This is a genomic window from Bifidobacterium sp. LH_419, assembly GCF_056356955.1.
On record NZ_JBKEVG010000003.1, the window covers coordinates 20,633 to 41,731 of the forward strand.

The 21,099-nt window shown below is 65.5% G+C and carries 11 protein-coding genes; 7 read left to right on the plus strand and 4 right to left on the minus strand.

All coding sequences use genetic code 11. The features are described from left to right. Window positions 1-133 precede the first annotated feature (133 nt). From AC1AYX_RS03560 to AC1AYX_RS03575, 4 genes are all read left to right on the plus strand, one after another. Window positions 134-1,387: a VanZ family protein gene (locus AC1AYX_RS03560; RefSeq protein WP_476502215.1), complete on the plus strand. Its 1,254-nt coding sequence runs from the start codon at window positions 134-136 to the stop codon at window positions 1,385-1,387. 436 nt (window positions 1,388-1,823) lie between these two features. Then, complete coding sequence (locus AC1AYX_RS03565) at window positions 1,824-3,293, plus strand: ATP-binding protein (protein WP_476502216.1); 1,470 nt, start codon at window positions 1,824-1,826, stop codon at window positions 3,291-3,293. A 19-nt stretch (window positions 3,294-3,312) separates the two neighbouring features. After that, the gene (locus AC1AYX_RS03570; RefSeq protein WP_476502217.1) at window positions 3,313-4,005 is read left to right on the plus strand and encodes an endonuclease III domain-containing protein; all 693 of its coding nucleotides are present in this window, start codon (window positions 3,313-3,315) and stop codon (window positions 4,003-4,005) included. 611 nt (window positions 4,006-4,616) lie between these two features. Continuing rightward, on the plus strand, window positions 4,617-6,794 hold the full coding sequence (locus AC1AYX_RS03575) for a rhamnogalacturonan lyase family protein (RefSeq protein WP_476502218.1): 2,178 nt from the start codon (window positions 4,617-4,619) through the stop codon (window positions 6,792-6,794). Between the two features lie 356 nt (window positions 6,795-7,150). Here the strand turns inward: AC1AYX_RS03575 and AC1AYX_RS03580 are convergent, their stop codons facing one another. Then, window positions 7,151-8,191, minus strand: a complete 1,041-nt coding sequence (locus AC1AYX_RS03580) for a LacI family DNA-binding transcriptional regulator (RefSeq protein ID WP_476502219.1) — start codon at window positions 8,189-8,191, stop codon at window positions 7,151-7,153. 297 nt (window positions 8,192-8,488) lie between these two features. Further along, window positions 8,489-10,030: a glycoside-pentoside-hexuronide (GPH):cation symporter gene (locus tag AC1AYX_RS03585; RefSeq protein WP_476502305.1), complete on the minus strand. Its 1,542-nt coding sequence runs from the start codon at window positions 10,028-10,030 to the stop codon at window positions 8,489-8,491. Window positions 10,031-10,501: 471 nt separating this feature from the next. Here AC1AYX_RS03585 and lacZ point away from each other — a divergent pair, with 471 nt between their 5' ends. After that, window positions 10,502-13,729: a beta-galactosidase, LacZ type gene (gene lacZ, locus AC1AYX_RS03590; protein WP_476502220.1), complete on the plus strand. Its 3,228-nt coding sequence runs from the start codon at window positions 10,502-10,504 to the stop codon at window positions 13,727-13,729. A 197-nt stretch (window positions 13,730-13,926) separates the two neighbouring features. Next, window positions 13,927-17,601, plus strand: a complete 3,675-nt coding sequence (locus AC1AYX_RS03595; protein ID WP_476502221.1) for an FN3 associated domain-containing protein — start codon at window positions 13,927-13,929, stop codon at window positions 17,599-17,601. Window positions 17,602-18,029: 428 nt separating this feature from the next. Here the strand turns inward: AC1AYX_RS03595 and gdhA are convergent, their stop codons facing one another. Together gdhA and AC1AYX_RS03605 are read right to left on the minus strand one after the other, a co-directional pair. Beyond that, entirely contained in the window at window positions 18,030-19,376 is a 1,347-nt protein-coding gene (gene gdhA / locus AC1AYX_RS03600) for an NADP-specific glutamate dehydrogenase (protein WP_034525626.1), read from the minus strand. A gap of 155 nt (window positions 19,377-19,531) precedes the next feature. After that, a complete protein-coding gene (locus AC1AYX_RS03605; protein ID WP_034525765.1) occupies window positions 19,532-20,233 on the minus strand; it encodes a FadR/GntR family transcriptional regulator in 702 nt (233 codons plus the stop codon). Between the two features lie 307 nt (window positions 20,234-20,540). On the opposite strand from AC1AYX_RS03605, the gene AC1AYX_RS03610 reads away from it, so the two are divergent. Next, the gene (locus AC1AYX_RS03610) at window positions 20,541-21,068 is read left to right on the plus strand and encodes a gluconokinase (RefSeq protein WP_034525623.1); all 528 of its coding nucleotides are present in this window, start codon (window positions 20,541-20,543) and stop codon (window positions 21,066-21,068) included. The last annotated feature ends 31 nt before the right edge of the window (window positions 21,069-21,099 follow it).

A 21,099-nucleotide genomic window follows, 5' to 3' on the forward strand; every position in this document is an offset into this window, starting at 1 on the left:
GCATGCGATTTCCCTTGCTCCCCCTTTCAGGGGGAGCTGTCGGCGAAGCCGACTGAGGGGGTGCCGTAGGCCTACAGCCTCCTTCCATCATTCTTTCAGCCGCCTTCGGGCGGCGTTTGTATAGTGGGGCTCGATGCTTGGGTATTTGGGTTATTTCTCCACGTCGTTCGCAATCGCGCTGCTACTGTGGCCGCTGGTAGCGGCGGTGCTCACGTTGCCGATTCTTGCCGGCCTCTACCACCGCTATCATCGCCTGCGCGCGTTGTCGGTCGGCGCATCGTATCTGAGCGTCCTGTACTTCACCGGACTCATCGCGTTCACGCTCTACCCGATGCCCGACGATCCGGACGCGTTCTGCGCGACCCACGTGGGCGACTACGCGCCGCAGCTCAATCCACTGCGCTTCATCGAAGATCTCCAATACGGCGGACTGTACGGGCTGCTCCAACTCGTCATGAACGTCGTGTTCTTCGTGCCCCTCGGATTCGTGTTCGCCCGCTGGCTGCGCTGGCGCTGGTGGGCGGTGGTCGGCGGCGGATTCGCCGCATCGCTGTTCATCGAATCATCGCAACTCACCGGATTCTGGGGCCTCTACCCGTGCGCCTACCGCCAGTTCGACGTCAACGATCTGATGACGAACACGCTCGGCGCGATCGTCGGCCTCGGCATCGCGAAACTGTTCGGCGTCTGGGCGCCGGCCGCCGCGCTACCGGGCCGCGACGAGGTGAACGCGCGGCCGGGCGCGCTGCACCGCGCCGTCGCGTACATCATCGACATGATGCTCGTCGCCGCCGCCTACTTCCCGATCACGATGGCCGTCGTCCTGCTGTTCCACGCACTCGCCACGCCGCTCGCGAACGGTGATTTCGCGCTGCTCGGCGGACGCGTCACGGTGGGCGTCGGCTGGATGAACGCGATCGCGCCGACCGCGGCGGCGCTCGCGTTCCTCGTGTTCGAACTGCTCGTGCCGCTCACGCACCGTGGGCAGACGCTCGGCGGCATGTTCACGCACATGACCGTCGAGACGGTCGCGCGGCACGGGGGCCGTCGCGCCGCGTTCTACGCCGTGCGCACGGCCGTGCTCGGCGCGCTGACGGTCGCCGCGATCACGGGGTTCGTGGCGGCGGGGTCGGCGGATGCGGGCACCGGTTCGGATTCTGGGGCTGGTGCGGCTGGTGTGGCTGGTTCCGGGGCGTCCTCTGCTGTCTCGTCCGCGGTGTCCGCCGCGACCGACGGGCCGCTGCGCATCGCCGTGATCGGCTTCATCGCGCTGTTCGCGTTCGCCGTAATCGCCCGCCGCATGCCTTGGGATTTCATCCCGGGCGAGCGAGCTGTCCATGTGGACGGCGGGTCCGTTTCACCGATTTCTCCGGCATCTCATTGCTGACCGTCGGTTCTGTGCCATTTGCGTCGGTTCCTTGCCAAGCTTGGCGTGCAAACGACGCTGGTGAGCTCCTTGGCGTCGCTGCTGTGCCATGGTTGGCACGCATGCGCCGCTGGGGCGCCGCTTACCGTCGGTTCCGTGCCATGGTTGGCATGGCGACGACGGCGATGGCAGGCCACCTCCGCAACATGGCGGCTACTTCGCGACCAGAGCGGCGGCGGCGCGCTTGGCGAAGCGGATGCTGGGCTTTTCGACCGCGTAGTAGAACGCGATGGCTAACGCCAGCAATCCGGCCGGAATGTCGGGCTGTATGGGCCGCTTTCCACCCGATGCAGGGCAAGACAATGGACAATGGTTTTGGCCGGCGGGCGGTCTCGTTCAAGGGTGTTGTGATTACCTTAATCACAATTAAGGTAATCACAACACCCTTAGAAGTGTTATGGTGGGAACTGCAATCGAATCATCGAAGGAAACGGAGACTGACATGTTCGTGGCGCGAGAGCATGAGCTGGAGGTGCTGGAACGTCTGTATGACAGCGATTCGTTCGAGATGGTAGTGCTGTATGGTCGCCGTCGCGTCGGGAAGACCGCGCTGATCGATGAATTCGTCAAAGACAAGCGAGTGCTGTATTTCACTGCGATACAGCAGAGCGCCAAGATGAATCTCGATGATTTCTCCCGCGTGGTGATGGAGTTCTTCGGTATGCCTTCCTCTACGCCGTCATTCGGCGGATGGCGTGAGGCGCTGTCATACGTCTCCGAGCAGGCGGGGAAGACCGGCGAACGTATCGTGTTCGTGTTTGACGAGTTTCCGTATGCCGCCGCGTCCGAGCCCGCGTTGCCGTCCATCATGCAGATCGCGATCGATCACGGTTTTCTGAAGACCAATGTGACGATGATTCTGTCCGGCAGCAATGAAGGATTTATGGAAAATAACGTGCTGGGACGTAAGAGTCCGCTGTATGGGCGTCGAACCGCGCAGATTCGCCTGTTGCCCTTCGACTACGCCGACGCGGCGCGATTCCTCCCGGATACGCCCGCGCAGGAGCGGATTCGCTATTACGCGGCATTCGGGGGGACCCCCTACTATCTCGCGCGGATACGTGAACAGGACGGTTTCGAGTCCAATGTGCTGCGTCTGATGTTCGATGGCCTCGGCGTGCTGCGTGAGGAGCCGATGATGCTTCTGCGTCAGGAGCTGCGCGAGCCGGCGGCCTATTACTCGATTCTGCTGGCCATTGCAGGCGGCAACGCGACTCCGAAGCTCATCGCCGAACATGCCGGAGTCGACGCCGATTCGATCGGCGCCTACCTGAAGACGCTGGTGGGATTGCGTCTGATCGAACGCAAGGTGCCGTTCGGCGACGATCCGGCCAAATCGAGAAAAGGCATGTATATCGTCGCCGACCCGTTCTTCGCATACTGGTTCCGATTCGTCGGTCGCAATATGAGCATTCTGGAAAGCAACATCGGCGAAGCCGTGGCGAGAAAACTTGCGTTCGGCCCGGCGTTCGATACGTATGTGGGGCAGCAGTTCGAGACGGTGTGCGGGCAGTGGCTGATCCGACGCAACGCCGCTGGAGAGCTGCCCTTCATCGCCACGCAGTTCGGCAAATGGTGGGGCAACGATCCCATAGCGCGCGAGCAGACGGACATCGACGTCATCGCCGCCGACCCCATAGGGAAGTTGATTCTGCTCGGTGAATGCAAGTGGCGCAACGCATTCAACGAGTCCGAAGCCATCGAACGGCTTCGACGTCGATCCGCTCTGGTGAAGGGGTACAAGACCGAGGAGGCGTGGTTGACGTTGTTCACGAAGACCCCCGTCTCCGATGCCACACGAGCCCGTTTCGCCGGCGACGGTCACATGTCGTTCGTCACTGCGGATGATCTATATGCGGAGCAGTGACATCATGGAATCGGTCGGAATGAACGATGCCGGAACGCCGGATGCCGGCTTCATCGAACGGCTGTATGCGGTGATGGAGCGGGAGATCGGGCCTACGGACTGGTGGCCTGCGGAGACGCTGTTCGAGATCATGGTGGGCGCGGTGCTCACGCAGAACACCGCATGGGGCAACGTCGACCGCTCGCTGACCGCGCTGAAGGCGGCCGGCATGCTGAGCCCACACGCCATCGCGGCGACGGAGCCGGCTTCGGAATCCGGGACGGGGGCGAACGTGCCAATGCTGGAGGATCTGATTCGTCCGTCCGGGTTCTACCGGAACAAAGCGCGTGCGCTGCGCTCGCTGAGCCGCTGGTACATCGACCGCTGCGGTGCCGATCCGTCCGGCGCGGCCGACGTGCCGGACGGCGAGTTGCGCGCCGAACTGCTGTCGCTGTTCGGCATCGGGGGCGAGACCGCCGACGACCTGATGCTCTACGTGTTCTCCCGTCGCTCGTTCGTCGCCGACACCTACGCCCGCCGCCTGTTCGCATTCCTCGGTTTCACGGTGCCCGCCGGCTACCCGGCGTTCCACAAGGCGTTCGCGCCGTCCGTGCTCGCCTCCGGCCTCGACGTCGCGCAGCTTCAGGAGTTCCACGGCCTGATCGACGAGTTCGGCAAGGCCTACCGCGACGAGCAAGCCAAAGCCACGTCGTTCCTCGCCGGTTGGTGGTGATGCGCCACGTATAGTGCCCCTCGGCGCGTGATTGGTCTGAATGTGCGTCGAGGGGCAAGAAATGTTGTCCCTCAGTGAGGATTACGGGAGATTATGCGTCGAGGGGCGAGATCCGCTGCCACCATCAGCGATGGTGCTCAGCGGATCGTTGGAAAATGGCGGTTTCTGGCGGTGTGATTGCGTGGGATGACAGATGATGTCGCCCCTCGACGTGAATCGGGCTTGTTTCTCCGCCGAGGGGCGAGGATTCTTGCCCCTCGGTGTGATTTGCAGGTGATTCCGTGTCGAGGGACAAACATCGGAGACCCGTCCCAGGTTGTGGACTTCTCATCCGACTTCTCATCCGACCTCTGGGCGGTGCCCGATGCGGACAACAAAGGGAAACCGTTTGCGGGGAACGGGCGGGGCGTTGTTAGGGTGTGCGCAACGGGCGGGCCGTGTGGATGCGGCCCGCAATCCACGGCCAGATCTATGAGGTGACTATGACAGTCAAAGGCAGCAGACAAGACGTCGTCGGAAACGGTGCGTTCTATCATGATGACTCGGGAAGCGATATCCGCCGGCATGGTATGTTCCGCCACGGTGTGTTCCATTACGGTGTGCCCCTCGGCATGTGTCGCCGTGGTGCAGTCCGCGAGAACATCATCCGTCGCGGCGCCGTCGCGCTGACGACGGCGCTGACGGCCGCGTCGATGGCGGTCGGTCTGGGAGTCGCGGTGCCGGCCAGCGCCGCTCCCGCATCATCCCCGGCATCATCCGTATCCCCGTCCTCCCCATCATCCGCGACCTCGCCGGGAATGGAGAACCTGGGCCGCGGGCTCGTCGTGGTACGCACGTCGTCGACATCCGCGTTCCTCACGTGGCGGTATCTCGCCGCCGATCCGCAAGACATCGCGTTCAACGTCTACCGCGACGGCGTGAAGCTGAACGACGCGCCGGTGACGGGCGGGACGAACTACACGGACGACGGCTCCGACGCGTCCGTCGCGCACGTCTACGCGATCACGCCGGTGCTGGACGGCCGCGAACTCGCGTCGCAGTACGGGCGCGACACCGGACGCGCGGCAGGACGCCGGTTCACGCTCGCCGCGCACACGGCGGCGGAGCCGGCGGTGCGCGTGCATCTCGGCGGCGACGGCACCGACCCGATCAAATACGTGTGGCCCGCGGATCTGGACGGTGATGGCGAATACGACTACATCCTCGACCGGCAGCCGGCGCATACGAGCAGCGACGAGTCCGACAGTGAGAAGATCGAGGCGTACCGGTCGGACGGCACGTTCCTGTGGCGCATCGACATGGGACCGATGTCCACCATCGCGATGCGCGGCGGCAAGGTACGCGAGACCCCCGGCTCCACCGTCATCGACACCGGTTCCATCGACGGCGTGACCGCCTACGACTTCGACGGCGACGGCAAGGCCGAGGTGGCGTTGCGCATCGCCGACGGCGTGCGCTACCCGGACGGCGAGGGCGGTGTGACCGAATACGCGAGGTACGGCGACCTGCGGCCCTATGACCTGTCCCAGCCGCAGGTCGAGGTGCGCAAGGTACGCGGCCAGTCGCTCGCCGTGTTTGACGGCATGACCGGCACGCTCAAGGCGGACATCGCCGTGCCGGACCTCCACAAGGAGGATGGTCCGCTGGTCGCGCGCCTCGCCGTCGGTCACGTGGCCGCGGACGGGCACGCGAGCATCATTGCGACGTACAAGAACCGTCCGCTGCAGGGGAACTTCAATCTGATGGAGGCCGCCTACGATTATCAGGGTGATTCCGGTTCCAGTGATTCTGGCATTGCCACGCTCACCGAACGATGGGTGTGGGACCGCGCTTCGACGCCGGCCAGCGACGGGCACCAGACGCGCGTCATCGACGTGGACGGCGACGGCCGCGACGAGGTGTGCGAGATCGGCTTCTGCCTGACCCCCGACGGCGAACTGCGGCAGAACTTCTCGGTCAGCGACAACATCCGACACGGCGACCGCTGGTACATCACCGACATGGACCCCTCGCGCCCCGGACTGGAAGGCTACGGCATCCAGCAGGCGACCGACGACGGCATGCGCGAATACGTGTACGATCCCGCGTACACGGACGCGTCCGGCAGCGGCGCGCCCACCGCCGCCGACGCCGCCTGCTCGACGCTCGCTGACCCCTCGCACTCCGCCAGGTGCGCGATCATGTGGCGCACGCCGGACCCGTGGACCGGCAAGCCGCAGGACGAGGGTCATGGCGTCGCCGCCGACGTGGACCCGACCAATCCCGGTTTCGAGGTGTGGGGCTTTTCCGGCATCCGCAGCGCCGCCACCGGCGCGATGCTCGCCCCGCCGGTGGATGGCGAACAGCCGATTTACCCTGAGCGGACACTGTATTGGGACGGCGACCTCGGCAAGGAGATTCTGAACCGCTACATCCTGTCCGACTATCGCGCGGACGCGAAGCGCACGTCGCGCATCGCCGTGTTCAACAAGTTCAACACGGAGAACGGCGTGAAGACGGGCGTGACCGGCGCGGTGCGCAAGGACGAAAACCCGCTGTTCTACGGCGATATGCTCGGCGACTGGCGCGAGGAGGCCGTCTACCAGACCGCGGACAGCCGCGAGCTCGTGATCTTCACGACGAACGTGCCCACCGACTACCGGGTGCGCTCGCTTGCCCAGAACCGCGCCTACCGCAACAGCATGACGATGAAGGGCTATATCCAGGACCACGAGCTCGACTACTACCTCGGCTTCGACAGCGCCGTGGATGGGTACGGCGAGCCGGTCATGCCGAAGGCGTCGGAGTGAGGACGAGGTGAGACGGAGGCGAGGGGCCGGCTGGGCGGTCCCATCCTCGGCCCCCCTCTGACGGGCTGAGCCGTGAAGCGGAGAGCCCGGTGGGCTCTCCGTAGGCGAAGGCGAGCGACAGCGAGCTGATGCGAGGCCAGCCGAAGGCTGTCCGTAATTGCGGTCGGGCTCCCGGCGAAGCCGGGTGGGGGAGAGATAGCGGCCGCAGGCCGCGGGAAATGGAATCGGCCTCCAGCCGATGCGATGTTCCCGCGGCCTGCGGCCGCTCATCATTCTCTCCCTCCGTCATCGCTTCGCGATGACACCTCCCTCGTCAGAGGGAGGCGAGATGGGGTTCCCTCGAGGGGCGACTCCCCCTACTTCCCCGCTGGGGTGAAGCTGCTGCGGACTACCAGTTTGGTGGAGAGGAAGGTGTGGCGTTTGACGTCGCCGCCGTAGCTGATCGATTCGGTGAGTTGCATGAGGGCCGTGTTCGCCATGGCCTTCAGATTGATGGCGTAGGTGGTCAGCGGCGGCGACGTGTAGCGGGCGATCGACTGGTCGTTGATCGAGATGAGCTCCACGTCGCGCGGCACGACGATGCCGGCCTGCGTGAACTCCTGCAGCACGCCCACGGTGATCGGGTCGGCGCTCACGATGAAGCAGTCGGGCAGGTTCGCGTGCAGTCCGCCCTCCTTGGCGGACATCTCCTCGACGACCTGCCGCGCGAGTTCGCGTCCGGTGACCGGACTGGTCCGGTCGCCCACGAACATCAGTCCCTCCGTGTCGAGCCCGAGGCGTTCGCACCAGTTGCGGTAGGCCATCGAACGCGTGTCCTCCGGGTACTCGTAGGAACCCATGATGTAGCCGGATCCGCCGATGAATCCGATGCGCGTCATGCCGCGTCCACGCGCTTCGGTGATCGCGTCGAGCACGGTCTGCGCGAGATCGGGCTGCACCGAGTCGAACAGGTCCGGCGCGGGGTTTACGTCGACGAAGACGCCGTGCGGCAGGGTGTCGTGCAGACGCTCGAGGCTGTCGCGGGAGTGGAGTTCCGGGCCGATCGAGATGAATCCGTCGTACTGGTCCGCGCCGGCGATGAGCTGTTCCACGTCGGTGTGGAAGGTGAGCGTGACGTGGCGTTGTGCGGCGGTGGCAAGCAACGTGTCGCGCAGTTCGGCGAAGTAGGCGTTCTGCAGTTCCTCATCGGTGCCGAGCGCGTCGAGCACGGCGATGTCGCGCAGCGCGGGCATGCCGCCGCGGCGCTCCTGCACGTCGTAGCCGAGTCGTTCGCTTGTTTCGAGGATTCTTCGGCGGGTCTCCTCCTTGACGGAGAACGTCGGGTCGCCGTTGAGCAGACGCGAGACCGTCGCCGGCGAGAAGCCGGATTGCCGGGCTATTTCCTTGATCGTGACCATGATGGTTGTTCCGTACGCTCCCTTGCGAAATCACAGGTAAATCCGTTTACTAATCCCATCATAACGCATGCCGGGCGATATGCGAGCCGACGGGATCACCTCCCTCTGACGAGGGAGGTGTCATCGCGAAGCGATGACGGAGGGAGAGAAAAAGAGCGGCCGCAGGCCGCGGGAATGTCGTATCGGCTGGAGGCCGATTCCGTTTCCTCGCGGCCTGCGGCCGCTGTCTCTCCCCCAGTCGGCCTGCGGCCGACAGCCCCCTCGTCAGAGGGGGCCGGAGTCATGGGCATGTGGATTTCACGCGGCCTTGACGGGGGTTTCCTTGCCGAGGAGGACGGACTTGGCGATCGCCTTGCCGTATTCGGGTTCGCCGCCGTCGGCCATGTCGGATTCGATCTTGGCGACGATGCGGGCGTGCGCCTTCTCGCTGATCTTCACGCCGAAGAAGAACGTGAGGAAGCTGATCACGATGAACGCGAGCGGCAGCCAGAACGCGAACCCTTCGAACGTGGTGATGTTGGCGGAGGTCATGTCGGCGGCGGTGGCGGAGCCGATCATGCCGGCGGAGACGGCCACGAATCCGACGAAGCCGTTGGACAGGGCGCCGGCGATCTTGTCGAGCATCGGGCGCACGGAGAGCGTGACGGCCTCGTTGCGGCGGCCGGTCTTGAGCTGGCCGTATTCGACGGAGTCCTCGAGGCACAGGATGGCGGTCATCTGGATGAGTGTCTGCGGCGTGTAGAAGAGGATGAGCGCGATGACGACGACCACGATGTTCGTGGAGGCGGCGATGAACAGCACGTAGGCGACGGCCATCATCGCGAGGCCCGTGAGGAACACGTAGCGGCGCGGGACGCGGCGGGTGACGATCGGGAACAGCGGGGCGAGCAGGATGCCGGCGACGACCGGCACGACGCCGGTGATGAAGAACAGATCGGAACGGTTGACGACGTACTTGAACAGGTACACCATCACGCCGCCGGTGGCCACGTTGGCGAACGCGTAGAACAGGTAGGCGAGGGCGGTCCACAGCAGCTGGTCGTTCTGGCCGAGCGCCTTGAACGCCTGCAGCGGGTTGCCGTTCGCCTCGGCCTTCTTGCGCAGGGCGCTGTCCTTCTCCTTGACGCCGAGGCCGACGGTCCAGCAGGTGATGATGCCGATGAGCGCGCAGATGACGCCGAACGCGGTCCAGCCGCCCTGCGTCTGCGTGGTGTGGTCGGCAGCGAACATCGTGGTGATCGGGATGACGGCGATGGTCAGGCCGTTGTAGCCGATCGAGCCGAGCAGCGTGCCGGCGGAGGTGTAGACGGAACGCTCGTGCGAGTCGGAGGAGATGGCCGGGACCATGCCCCAGTAGGAGATGTCGCGCAGCGAGTAGAACACGTCGAGCACGATGAACACGACGACGAACGCGATGATGAACGCGGTGGTGTTGACGTTCACCAGACCGAACATGCCGGTGAAGATGATGAGCAGCAGGACCGCGGACGCGGTACCGCCGATGAACTGCCACGGGCGGAAGCGGCCGATCTTCGTGGTGGTGTTGTCGACCAGGTTGCCGAGCAGCGGGTCGACGAAGATCTCGACGATGCGGATGATCATCACGAGCGAGGTGATGACGCCGATGAGCTTGGCGGCGAGCGCCTTGTCGATGCCGCTGAACAGCGACGTGGTCGCGTAGACCACGAAGTAGGTGCTCAGCGCGTTGTAGAACAGGGACTGGCCGAAGTTGCCGAACGCATAGGCGGCGAGACGGGCCTTGTTGATTTTCTGTACGGGCTCGGCGGCTGCAGTGGACACCGTGTACCTTCTTTCTTCTTCCTTCTCACGCTGTAACATATCCAAACAAACGATGTTCGGTTTTGTTGCCTGTGACTATACCGCGGGGCGGCAAGGAAGTAAAATCGTAACTAAATCTGTTATGTATTCGTTATCTTGACGCCGCGTCAAACGCACATCGCCGATGTTGATGTGAGCGGTGCCGGTGCGTCGGCGCGATGTGCGGCCGCGTGCCGCGACGCCCGCTTATTCCTACGATTGCCGGGATTCCGTCGGTTTCCCGCCGTCGCCACCCCGCCATGTGCGGATGACGCGCCGCCGCGTTCCGCCGCGCGCCGGCCCTCGGCGTGTCGCGGATTCGCCGGTCCACCCGCTTCCGCAAGGGCGTCCACCAACGCAATCGGAGCGGAGCGAAGCCGGCGAAGTTGCGTGAGGTGTCGGTTACGAGTACATTTAGTAAATGATTTATTTCCGGCGCGGAACCCACGGGGCCGTGGTGCAACCGGCCGGAAGGAAAGAAAGGCACCGCATATGACCAGCCTCACCGCAGTCAAGCATCACGATCGATTCGATCCGGCATGGCTCACCGACCCGCGCACGTTCGCCGTCAACCGCCTCGCCGCCCACTCCAGCCACCGCTACTACGACCACGTCCCCGCCGCGAACGAGGAATCCGACCTCAAGCAGAGCCTCGACGGCACGTGGAAGGTCGAACTCGTGGACCTCGCCGACTACGGCACGGACGCGCTCGCTGAAGCCGCCTTCGCCCAGCCCGACTGCGCCGGCCGCGACGACCTCGCCTTCTCCCCTATCGACGTGCCCTCCGCGCTCGAAGTCAAGGGCTTCCTCAAGCACCAGTACGTGAACCAGCAGTACCCGTGGTCCGGCCACGAGGCCCCGGTCGCGCCCGGCATCCCCGAGCACAACCACGTCGCCCTGTACCGTCGCGTGTTCGCCCCCGCGCCGAAGACCGCGGCCGCGATCCGCGACGGCCGCACCGTCACCCTTACCTTCAACGGCGCCGCCACTGCGATCGCCGTGTGGCTCAACGGCACGTTCGTCGGCTACGCCGAGGACTCCTTCACCCCAAGCGAGTTCGACGTCACCGGAATCATCCGCGAAGGCGCGAACACGCTCGCCGTCGCATGCTTCGAATTCACGTCCGCGAGCTGGCTGGAGGACCAGGACTTCTGGCGTCTGCACGGCATCTTCCGCAGTGTCTCGCTCGCCTCCCATCCGCGCGTCCACGTCGCGAACCTCACCGTCGACGCCGACTACGACACCGCGACCGGCGACGGCACGCTCGCCGTCGCCGCGACGCTCGCCGGCCTCGACGGCGCCGCCGCAGGCGCGACCGTCGACCTCGCGCTGCGCGACGCCGACGGCACGGTCGTGTGGGGCGAGACCAAGTCCGCCGCCGACGTGACCGCCGCCGCGGCAGGCGGCGACGCGGTCACGTGGCAGGCGAACGTCGGCCGCGTCACGCCGTGGAGCGCCGAGAACCCGGCCCTCTACACGCTGGAACTCGTCGTGACGGACGCCGCCGGCACGCTCGTCGAAGCCGTCCCACAGCGCATCGGCTTCCGCCGTTTCGCCATCGAAGACGGACTGATGAAGCTCAACGGCAAGCGCATCGTGTTCAAGGGCGTCAACCGCCACGAATTCGACGCACGCACCGGACGCACCGTGCCCGAATCGGACATGATCGCCGACATCCGCTTCTTCAAGCGCCACAACATCAACGCCGTGCGCACCTCGCACTACCCGAACGAGAGCCGCTGGTACGAACTGTGCGACGAATACGGCATCTACGTGATCGACGAGACGAACCTCGAGACGCACGGCAGCTGGACCTCCCCCGGCGACGTGCTCACGCCCGACCTGGCCGTGCCCGCGAGCCGCGACGAATGGCGCGAGGCGTGCGTCGACCGCACGCGCAGCATGATGCGCCGCGACTACAACCATCCGAGCGTCGTCATCTGGTCGCTCGGCAACGAGTCGTTCGGCGGCGACGTGTTCCGCTCCATGTACGACTTCGTGCACGCGAACGACCCGCACCGCCCGGTCCACTACGAGGGCGTGTTCTGGCAGCAGGAATTCAACGACGTGTCCGACGTGATGAGCCGCATGTACGCGAAGCCCGCCGAGATCGAGGAACTGTACATGGGCGATGACGCCAAGCCGTACATCTCCTGCGAATACAGCCACTCGATGGGCAACTCCACCGGCGGCCTGCACCTGTACACGGCGCTCGAGAAGTACCCGAAGTACCAGGGTGGATTCATCTGGGACTTCGTCGACCAGGCGCTCGTCCAGCGCCTGCCCGACGGCACCGAGCGTCTCGCCTACGGCGGCGACTTCGACGACCGTCCGAACGACTACGAGTTCAGCGGCGACGGCATCGTGTTCGCCGACCGCACCCCCTCCCCCAAGGCCGCCGAAGTCAAGCAGTGCTACGCGAACGTCAAGCTCGTGCCGGACGCGCACGGCGTGACGATCACGAACGACAACCTGTTCGTCTCCACCGCCGATTACGTGTTCACCGCGCGCGTGCTCGTCGACGGCGTCGAACGCTGGCACGCCGACTACCGCTTCGACGTGCCCGCCGGCGAGACCCGCCGCGAGGCCGTCGGATTCCCGGCGATCACCGATTTGGTGGACGTGGCCGGTGGTGACGGTGCCGCTGCTGGTGGTTGTGGTTGTGGTTGCGGTTGCGCGGCCGGCGGACGCTACGAGGTCACGTATGAGGTCGACCAGCGGCTCGCCGCGCCCACCGACTGGGCGCCGGCCGGCTACGAGCTCACGTTCGGGCAGCACACGGCCGTCGTGTCCGTGGACGGCGCGGGTTCCGGCGACGCGTGCGGCTGCGGCTGCGGCCGCCGCGCCGCGACGCGCGCGACCGTCGCCGCCGACGGCTTCAACGCCGGCATCCACGACGATCGCGACGAAATCATCCTGTCGAAGACGCAGGGCGGCATCGTGTCGTTCCGTCGCGACGGACGCGAGATGGTCATCCGCCGGCCCGCATTGACGACGTTCCGCGCGCTCGTCGACAACGATCGCGGCAACGGCTCCGGATTCGACCGCGCGCAGTGGTTCGCGGCCGGCCGGTACGCGCGTGTGACCGGCACGTCGGTGGAACCGACGGCCGACGGTCACGGCCTGACCGCACGCTACGACTACGAACTCGCCGACGCCGCGCACACGCCGGTCGTCGTGCGCTACGACGTGGACGACCGTCTGCGCGTGCACCTGACGGTCGAATACCCGGGCGAGGCCGGCGCGGCGACGCTGCCCGCGTTCGGACTCGAATGGAAGCTGCCCGCGCAGTACGACCGGCTGAGGTTCTACGGACTCGGACCCGAGGAGACGTACGCCGACCGTCTGCACGGCGCGAAGCTCGGCGTGTACTCGCGCACGGCCGAGGAGGACTTCGCGCCCTACCTCGTGCCGCAGGAGACCGGCAACCACGAGCAGGTGCGCTGGGCGGAGATCACCGACGAGTACGGGCACGGCATGCGCGTTTCGGCGGGCGAGGCCTCGCCGTTCGCGGTGAGCCTGCTGCCGTACAGCTCGCTGATGCTCGAGGAGGCCATGCACCCCGACGAGCTGCCGCCGGTCCGCAACACGTACCTGCGTCTGCTCGCTGCCCAGATGGGCGTCGGCGGCGACGACACCTGGGGAGCCCCGGTCCATCCCGAGTTCCAGATCCCGTCGGACCGCCCGCTCAAGCTCGACGTGACCCTCGAGCTGCTGTAGGCAAGTCTCACCTTGGCCCCCTCGTCAGAGGGGGCCATAATTGCGGACGGCCTGTGGCCGGCCTCATATCTTTGTTGCTGTCGTTTTGCCATGGTTTGCCATGTTCCGCCGGGCCGTCGGCTGGCGGTGTTAGCATGGGCGGGCCTCAATGGTTGCGTTACCATTGACGGTTTGACGATGACAGCGAAGGAGCTCATATGAATCGCAAAGCCATCACCGAGGAGGGCTTGCGCACCGCGAAACGACTGCTGCGCAAGGTGACGACTTCCTGCGTCGCGCTCGTGGCCGCGGTCTCGATGGCCGCCGCCGGCGCGCCCGTTTCACTGGCGGCGCAGAACACCACTGCGGACGGTACCGCCGCGCCCGCCGCGACCACGGCCGCCGCCACTGCGAAGTCCGCGAAGTCCGTGAAAGCCACCACATACGACGGCATCCCGGTCGGCGAGACCTGGTACGACACCGACGGCAACCCCATCCAGGCGCACGGCGGCGGATTCCTGCAGGACGGCGGCAAATACTATTGGGTCGGCGAAGACAAATCGCATAATTCCGCCAACTTCCTTGCCGTCAGCCTCTACGAATCCACCGATCTGCTCAACTGGACCAAGGTCGGTTCGATCCTGACCGAGCACAGCGCCACCACCAAGGCGGCGTCCGGCGGCCTGACCGACATCAAGCTCGAACGCCCCAAGCTGTTGAAAAACGCGGCCGGCAAGTATGTGCTGTACGGCCATTGGGAGGACGCCACCGGATACGCCTCCAGCCAGATCGCCGTCGCCACGGCCGACAAGATCGGAGGCCCGTACACGTTCCAGGGCCACTGGCGCCCGGGCGCCGGCACCGCGGCCAAGTACCGCAACTGGCGTTCCGTCTCCGGCTCCGCCGGCACCATCCAGATCAGCGACGCCGACTACGTGGCCGTCAGGGAAGCGAACCCCGGCAAGACCGTCGACCAGGTCTGGGACCAGCTCAAGGCGCACGCCATCACCGACGACGGCTTCTCCCTCGACTACGACGCCGACGGCAACGCCGTCGAATCGCCGATGTACGGCGTCGGCAAATACGGTTACGGCTCCCGCGACATGACCCTCTTCCAGGATGGCAAGAAGGCGTACCTCATCGATGCCGAGGATCACATGAGCATGCGCATCCATCAGCTCTCCGACGACCTCACCGACGTGGCGTTCACCGACGCGACCGACACCAAGGAGACGATGAGCTACCGCATGTTCCAAGGTGCGCGGCTCGAAGCGCCCGCCATCACCAACATCAACGGCACCTACTACCTCATCATTTCCACCCAGTCCGGTTGGTACCCTAACCAGGCCCGCTACTACACGAGCACCGACATCACCGATCCGAACGCGTGGAGCGAACAGCACCTCATCGGCAACAGCTCCACCTTCTACAGCCAGCCCACCAGCATCATGGCCGTCACTGAGAACGGCAAGACCAGCTACATCTACCTGGGTGATCGCTGGAATTCCAAGAAGCTCGGATCTTCCACCTACATCTGGTTGCCGTTGAGTCTGTCCAAGGACGGTGCGCTGTCGATGCAGTACGCGCCCGGCTGGCGATTGGACAAGACCACCGGCAGCATCGAACTGCCGAACATCGACCTCGTCTCCCAGAACCGGCCCGTGTACGCCGACGCCGGCGTGCCCCAGGCCGGCGCATCCACCGCCGAAGCCGCCGCCGCAGGCAAGGCCAATGACGGCAAGTACGAGATGACCGGCTTCTGGGACAAGGGCGTCGAATTCTACGCGCAGGACAAGGTCCCGTACACGTGGACCGTCGACCTCGGCGAAGTCAAGGACCTCTCCCGCATCGACACCACGTTCGCCACCGCCAACGGATCGGAATCGCGCTATGGCTACATCCTCAAAGGCAGCAACGATTCCATCGCCTCCAAGGCGGACGCCGACGACGCGAACTGGACCACGCTGTTCGACAACACCGCCAACACCCAGGTCGCCTTCACCAGCGACAAGGTGAGCGGCAGGTACCGGTACGTACAGATCGAAGTGACCAGCGTCGTCAACGACCACAACGGCAACTCGACCGCCAACTGGGAGAACGGGCTCATCGAAGTGCAGGTGTACGCCAACCGCCTCGGCAAAGCCATCACCGCACTGCCCGAAGCGTCACTCGCCTCCGGCGTCTACACCACGCAGGACGTGACCCTTGCGGCCGCGGAGGGCAGCGCCATCTACTACACGCTGGACGGCAGTGAACCCACCGAGAAGACCGGCACCAAGTACACCGGTCCCATCGCGCTCGCCAAGGGCAAGTACACGCTGAAGGCGATCGCCGTCGCACCCGGCAAGGCGGCCAGCGGCGTCATCACGCGTACGTACACGATTCACAGCGCCGACGACCCGAAGACGCTCCTCTCCACCGACCTGTCCGGCGCGATGGTCGCCGGAACGGACATGGCCTCGGCGTTGCCGAAGACCCTTGCGTTCGAATCCGTGGGTGGCAGGACGGTCAACGCGGCCGTCGACTGGAAGATCCCGAGCGCGGAGGATACGGCGAACGCCCCCAAGGCGTTCGACTCCCTCGACGTGCAGGGCACGGTGGACGGCTACGACGGTACCGTGACCTACCACCTCGAGGTCGTACCGGACGATCTGGTCTACTACATCGACTCCGGCATGGCAGGCAAGGATTCCGCCGCCTACGACGCGGTGAAGGGTTCCGTGCCCACGCTGCGCAACGACGCCGCGGACCGGCAGTATGCCGCCGGTTCCGGTGAAGGTTCGTGGGGCGCCAACATCGGCGACGTGTCCGTCTACTCCGTCGGCTCCGAGACCGACAAGTACAACACCGTGCTCGGCGGCGAGAAGGGCGGCTCCAAGAAGGATATCGTCTACACGTTGCCCGTCAAGGCCGGCACCTACCGGTTCTCCGTCGGATTCAAGGAGCTGTGGACCGGTCCACGCTCGATGAAGCTCACACTGAACTACACCGCCGCGGACGGCAAGAACACGACCGTGGCGCTCAACGGCGGCGACGCGCTGCACGTGGGCAAGGGCTACGACACCAAGCTCGCCTACACGAGCGACGCCTACGCCGTCGGCGACGGCACCGTGACGCTCACCGCCTCCTACGGCGGTGATGGCGATGCGGCCATGGTCTCCTGGCTGGCGGTCGCAGGCCTCGAATCCACGCAGGAGCAGGCGCCCCGCGCCGAGCTGCGCGCCGCCATCGACCACTACAAGAACACGGTCCAAGGCCAGTACACGGCCGGTACGTGGGCCGCGTTCGAGTCCGCTCTGAAGGCCGCTCGCGAGGTCGCCGCCAAGTCCGATGCCTCCGCCGCCGATATCCGGTCCGCCACGGACGCGTTGGACACCGCCGCCGGCGCGTTGCGCGTCGCCGCCGACGTCACGGCGCTGCGGGCGAAAATCGACGAGATCAACGGCGAAATCAAGGCTGGTACGCTGGTCGAATCCGACTACACGAAGACGAGCTGGGCCGCGCTTGCCGAGGCGTTGGAGAAGGCGACCGGCGTGGCCGGTGACGCCGAAGCCTCCCAGCAGGACGCCGACGACGCGCTCGCGGCGCTGACCGAGGCACGGGCCGCGCTGGTCAAGGATTCCGGCGATAAGCCGGGGAGCGGGGATGGTTCCGGCGATAAGCCGGGTTCCGGTGATGGAACCGGCAGCCAGCCGGGAACCGGGAGCGGTGACGGCGCGTCCGGTTCGGGTACGCAGGCAGCCGGTTCGGGTGCGTCCGGTTCCGTCAGCGCGCAGTCGTCTGGTCTGTCGCGGACCGGTGCCCCGGTGGCCGCTGTGCTGCTAGGCTCCGTCACCCTGCTCGGTGCCGCCGCCGTGTTGACCGTCCTGCGTCGCGCACGTCGCCGCGACTGACGGAGCAACCGATCGCGGTGTATCCAGTACCGACGGCGTCGTGCCTGGTCGGATTCCGACGGTCTTGGGCTTGACCCCCTCAGTCGGCCTTCGGCCGACAGCTCCCCCTGAAAGGGGGAGCAAGGGGTTCTCGCCGATAAAGTCATGGACCGTTCCGCACTCGTCACGGTTCGCTCCTGATGAGTCACGGTTCGCTCCTTGGTTTGCCACGTTTTTCCGTAGCAAACCAAGGAGGGAACCGTTACGTTGGAGGGCGGAACCGTGCTATTAGCGGAGGGAACCGTCGGCAAAGTCGGAAGGATAATCCACCACTTGGTACCCTCTGACGAGGGGCCGAGACGCGAATGGGGGGGGTCTCCCGCCGGGTTCGGCGGGAGACCCCCCCATTCACTGCCTGACCCTCGTTCGGCGGGTCAGGTCACAGCCGATCACAGCACGCCCTGGGCGACCATGGCGTTGGCGACCTTGACGAAGCCGGCGGCGTTGGCGCCGAGCATGAGATCGCCCTCGTGGCCGTACTCCTTGGCGGCCTTCAGCGACTCGGCGACGATCGACTCCATGATGGACTTGAGCTTCGCGTCGACCTCGTCGAACGTCCAGTTCAGGCGGTAGCTGTTCTGGCTCATCTCCAGGCCGGAGACGGCCACACCGCCCGCGTTCGCGGCCTTGGCGGGGCCGTACAGCAGGCCGTTCTTCTGGTACACGGCGATGGCCTCCGGCGTGGACGGCATGTTCGCGCCCTCGCACACGACCTTGCAGCCGCCGGCGACGAGCGCCTCAGCCGAGGCCTCGTCGATCTCGTTCTGCGTGGCGCACGGCAGCGCGATGTCGCACGGCACGGTCCACACGTCCGAGCAGCCCTCGTGGTATTCGGCGCCCGGCACGCGCTCGGCGTACTCCTTGATGCGGCCGCGCTCGACCTCCTTGATCTGCTTGACGACGTCCACCTTGATGCCGTCCGGATCGACGACGTAGCCGTTGGAGTCGGACACGGTGACGACCTTCGCGCCCAGCTGCTCGGCCTTCTCGGTCGCGTAGATGGCGACGTTGCCGGAACCGGAGATCACGACGGTCTTGCCCGCGAACGAATCGCCCTTGAGCACGCGCAGCGCCTCGGCCGTGTAGTAGCACACGCCGTAGCCGGTGGCCTCGGTGCGGGCGAGCGAGCCGCCGAACTCCAGGCCCTTGCCGGTGAGCACGCCGGAGTACTCGTCGCGGATGCGCTTGTACTGGCCGAACAGGTAGCCGATCTCGCGCGCGCCCACGTTGATGTCGCCGGCCGGCACGTCGGTGAACTGGCCGATGTGGCGGCACAGTTCGGTCATGAACGCCTGGCAGAAGCGCATGACCTCGGCGTCGGACTTGCCCTTCGGGTCGAAGTCGGAGCCGCCCTTGCCACCGCCCATCGGCAGCGTGGTCAGTGAGTTCTTGAGGATCTGCTCGAAGCCGAGGAACTTGATGACGCCCTCGTTCACGGTCGGGTGGAAGCGCAGGCCGCCCTTGTACGGGCCGATCGCGGAGTTGAACTGCACGCGGTAGCCGCGGTTGACCTGCACCTTGCCCTCGTCGTCGGTCCAGGCGACGCGGAACTTGACCACGCGCTCCGGCTCGACGATGCGCTCGAGCACGCCCGCCTTCTCGTATTCCGGATGCTTCTCGACGACCGGCTGCAGGCTTTCGAAGACCTCCTGCACGGCCTGCAGGAACTCCGGCTGATCGCCGTCGCGCTGCTCGACCTGCGCGTAGACGCGCTTGACGTACTCATTCGTGAGCATAGTGAAACTCCCCTTTGGGTTGGACCATCAATAGACGATTCCGATTGTAGGCGCGCAACGAGGAATCGCTCAAGAGGTGAGGGTGAGATTCGCCATCAGATGGACATCGCGGCGTCGCGATACCCCCGGCCGCGTGACATCGGACCATCCGCCGCTCACGTGAGGTCGAGCGCCTCGGCGACCTCGTCGACGATGGCGTGCATCGCCTCGCGCGCACGGTCCGGCTCGCCGCGCCACACCGCCTCGGCGACGGCGTCATGCGCGTCGAGCGCGGCCGGTTCGGGCCGTTGCGGGTACATGTGCAGCTCGACGCGGCCCTTGAGCACGATGCCGATGATGTCCGCCATGCCGGCGAACAGTTCGTTGCCGCTGTTGAGCAGCAGTGCCGAGTGGAACCGCACGTCGAGGTCGTGGAAGTCGGCGAGGTCGCCCGTCTCGCCGAGTTTGCGCAGTTCCCCCGCCATCACGGGGAACATCGCCTTCGCCTCCATCGCCGCGTTGCGTGCGGCTGCGGCCGCCGCCGCCGGTTCGATGGCGAGGCGCAGTTCGGTGAGCGCGCGCAGCTGCTCCTTGCGCCGCGTCGACATGAGCTTCCAGCGGATGACCTGCGTGTTGAGCGCCGCCCATTCCGCGACCGGCCTCGGGACGAGGCCGACGCGGCGGCGCACGGTCACGGCGTTCATCGATTCCAGATATTTGGCGACTTCGCGCGCGACGGTGCGTGACGTGGAGAAACGGTCCTGGATGGCTTCCAGCGTGAGCGGTTCGCCGGGATTCCAGCGCCCTTCGAGGATGTCGACGGCGAGTTCGTCGGTGATGGCCTGATGCAGCAGTTCGCTCGGCGTGCCCAAGGTCAGGTTGAGTGCGGGGGCGTCCGTGGTGCCGCGGTCGTTGCTCGTGGTGGTACCGGCGGCGGATACCGGGGTGCTGTCGCTCACGATGTCTCCTTGATGCCGTGATGATGGCGTTTTTCGATGCTGCCTGTTCGCGTGATATGACGCCTTCATCATACCAATTTCGGGAATGATCCAAGTTTTTCCAAAAAGGTAGTACTTTTGACTTGACAAGTATGATTAAAACAGGATATAGTCATACCAACAAATCAACAAGGCAGTTGAGCATCGGCCGCAACGGTCCGGTGAAGGAACCGAAGGAGATTCGCACATGAGCATTCATGTCGTCGTGATGGGCGTCGCCGGATGCGGCAAATCCACTGTGGCGGAGGCGATCCGCGACCGGCTCGGCTACACCATGGCCGAAGGCGATGATTTCCATCCGCAGGCCAACATCGACAAGATGAGCGCCGGACATCCGCTGACCGACGAGGACCGCTGGCCCTGGCTGCGCGTCATCAACACGTGGATGGTCGCCCGCGAGGCCCTCGACCAGAACACCGTCGTCTCCAGCTCCGCCCTGAAGCGCGCCTACCGTGACCTGCTCAGCGAGAATGTCGACGTGTTCTTCGTGCACCTCGCCGGCTCCGAGGAGCTGATCTACAGCCGTCTGTCCGCCCGCAAGGACCACTTCATGCCGCCGTCGCTGCTTGCCAGCCAGTTCGCCGACCTGCAGCCGCTCGGACCGGATGAGAACGGCGTCGTCGTCCCCGTCGACGGCACCATTGACGAAGTCGTCGAGCAGGCCGTCGCCGCCGTCAAGGCCTACCAGGACAGCAAGGTCCCGGTCGCCGCCTGAGGCCGCCGCTCCCCCACTTATTCTCCCAGCC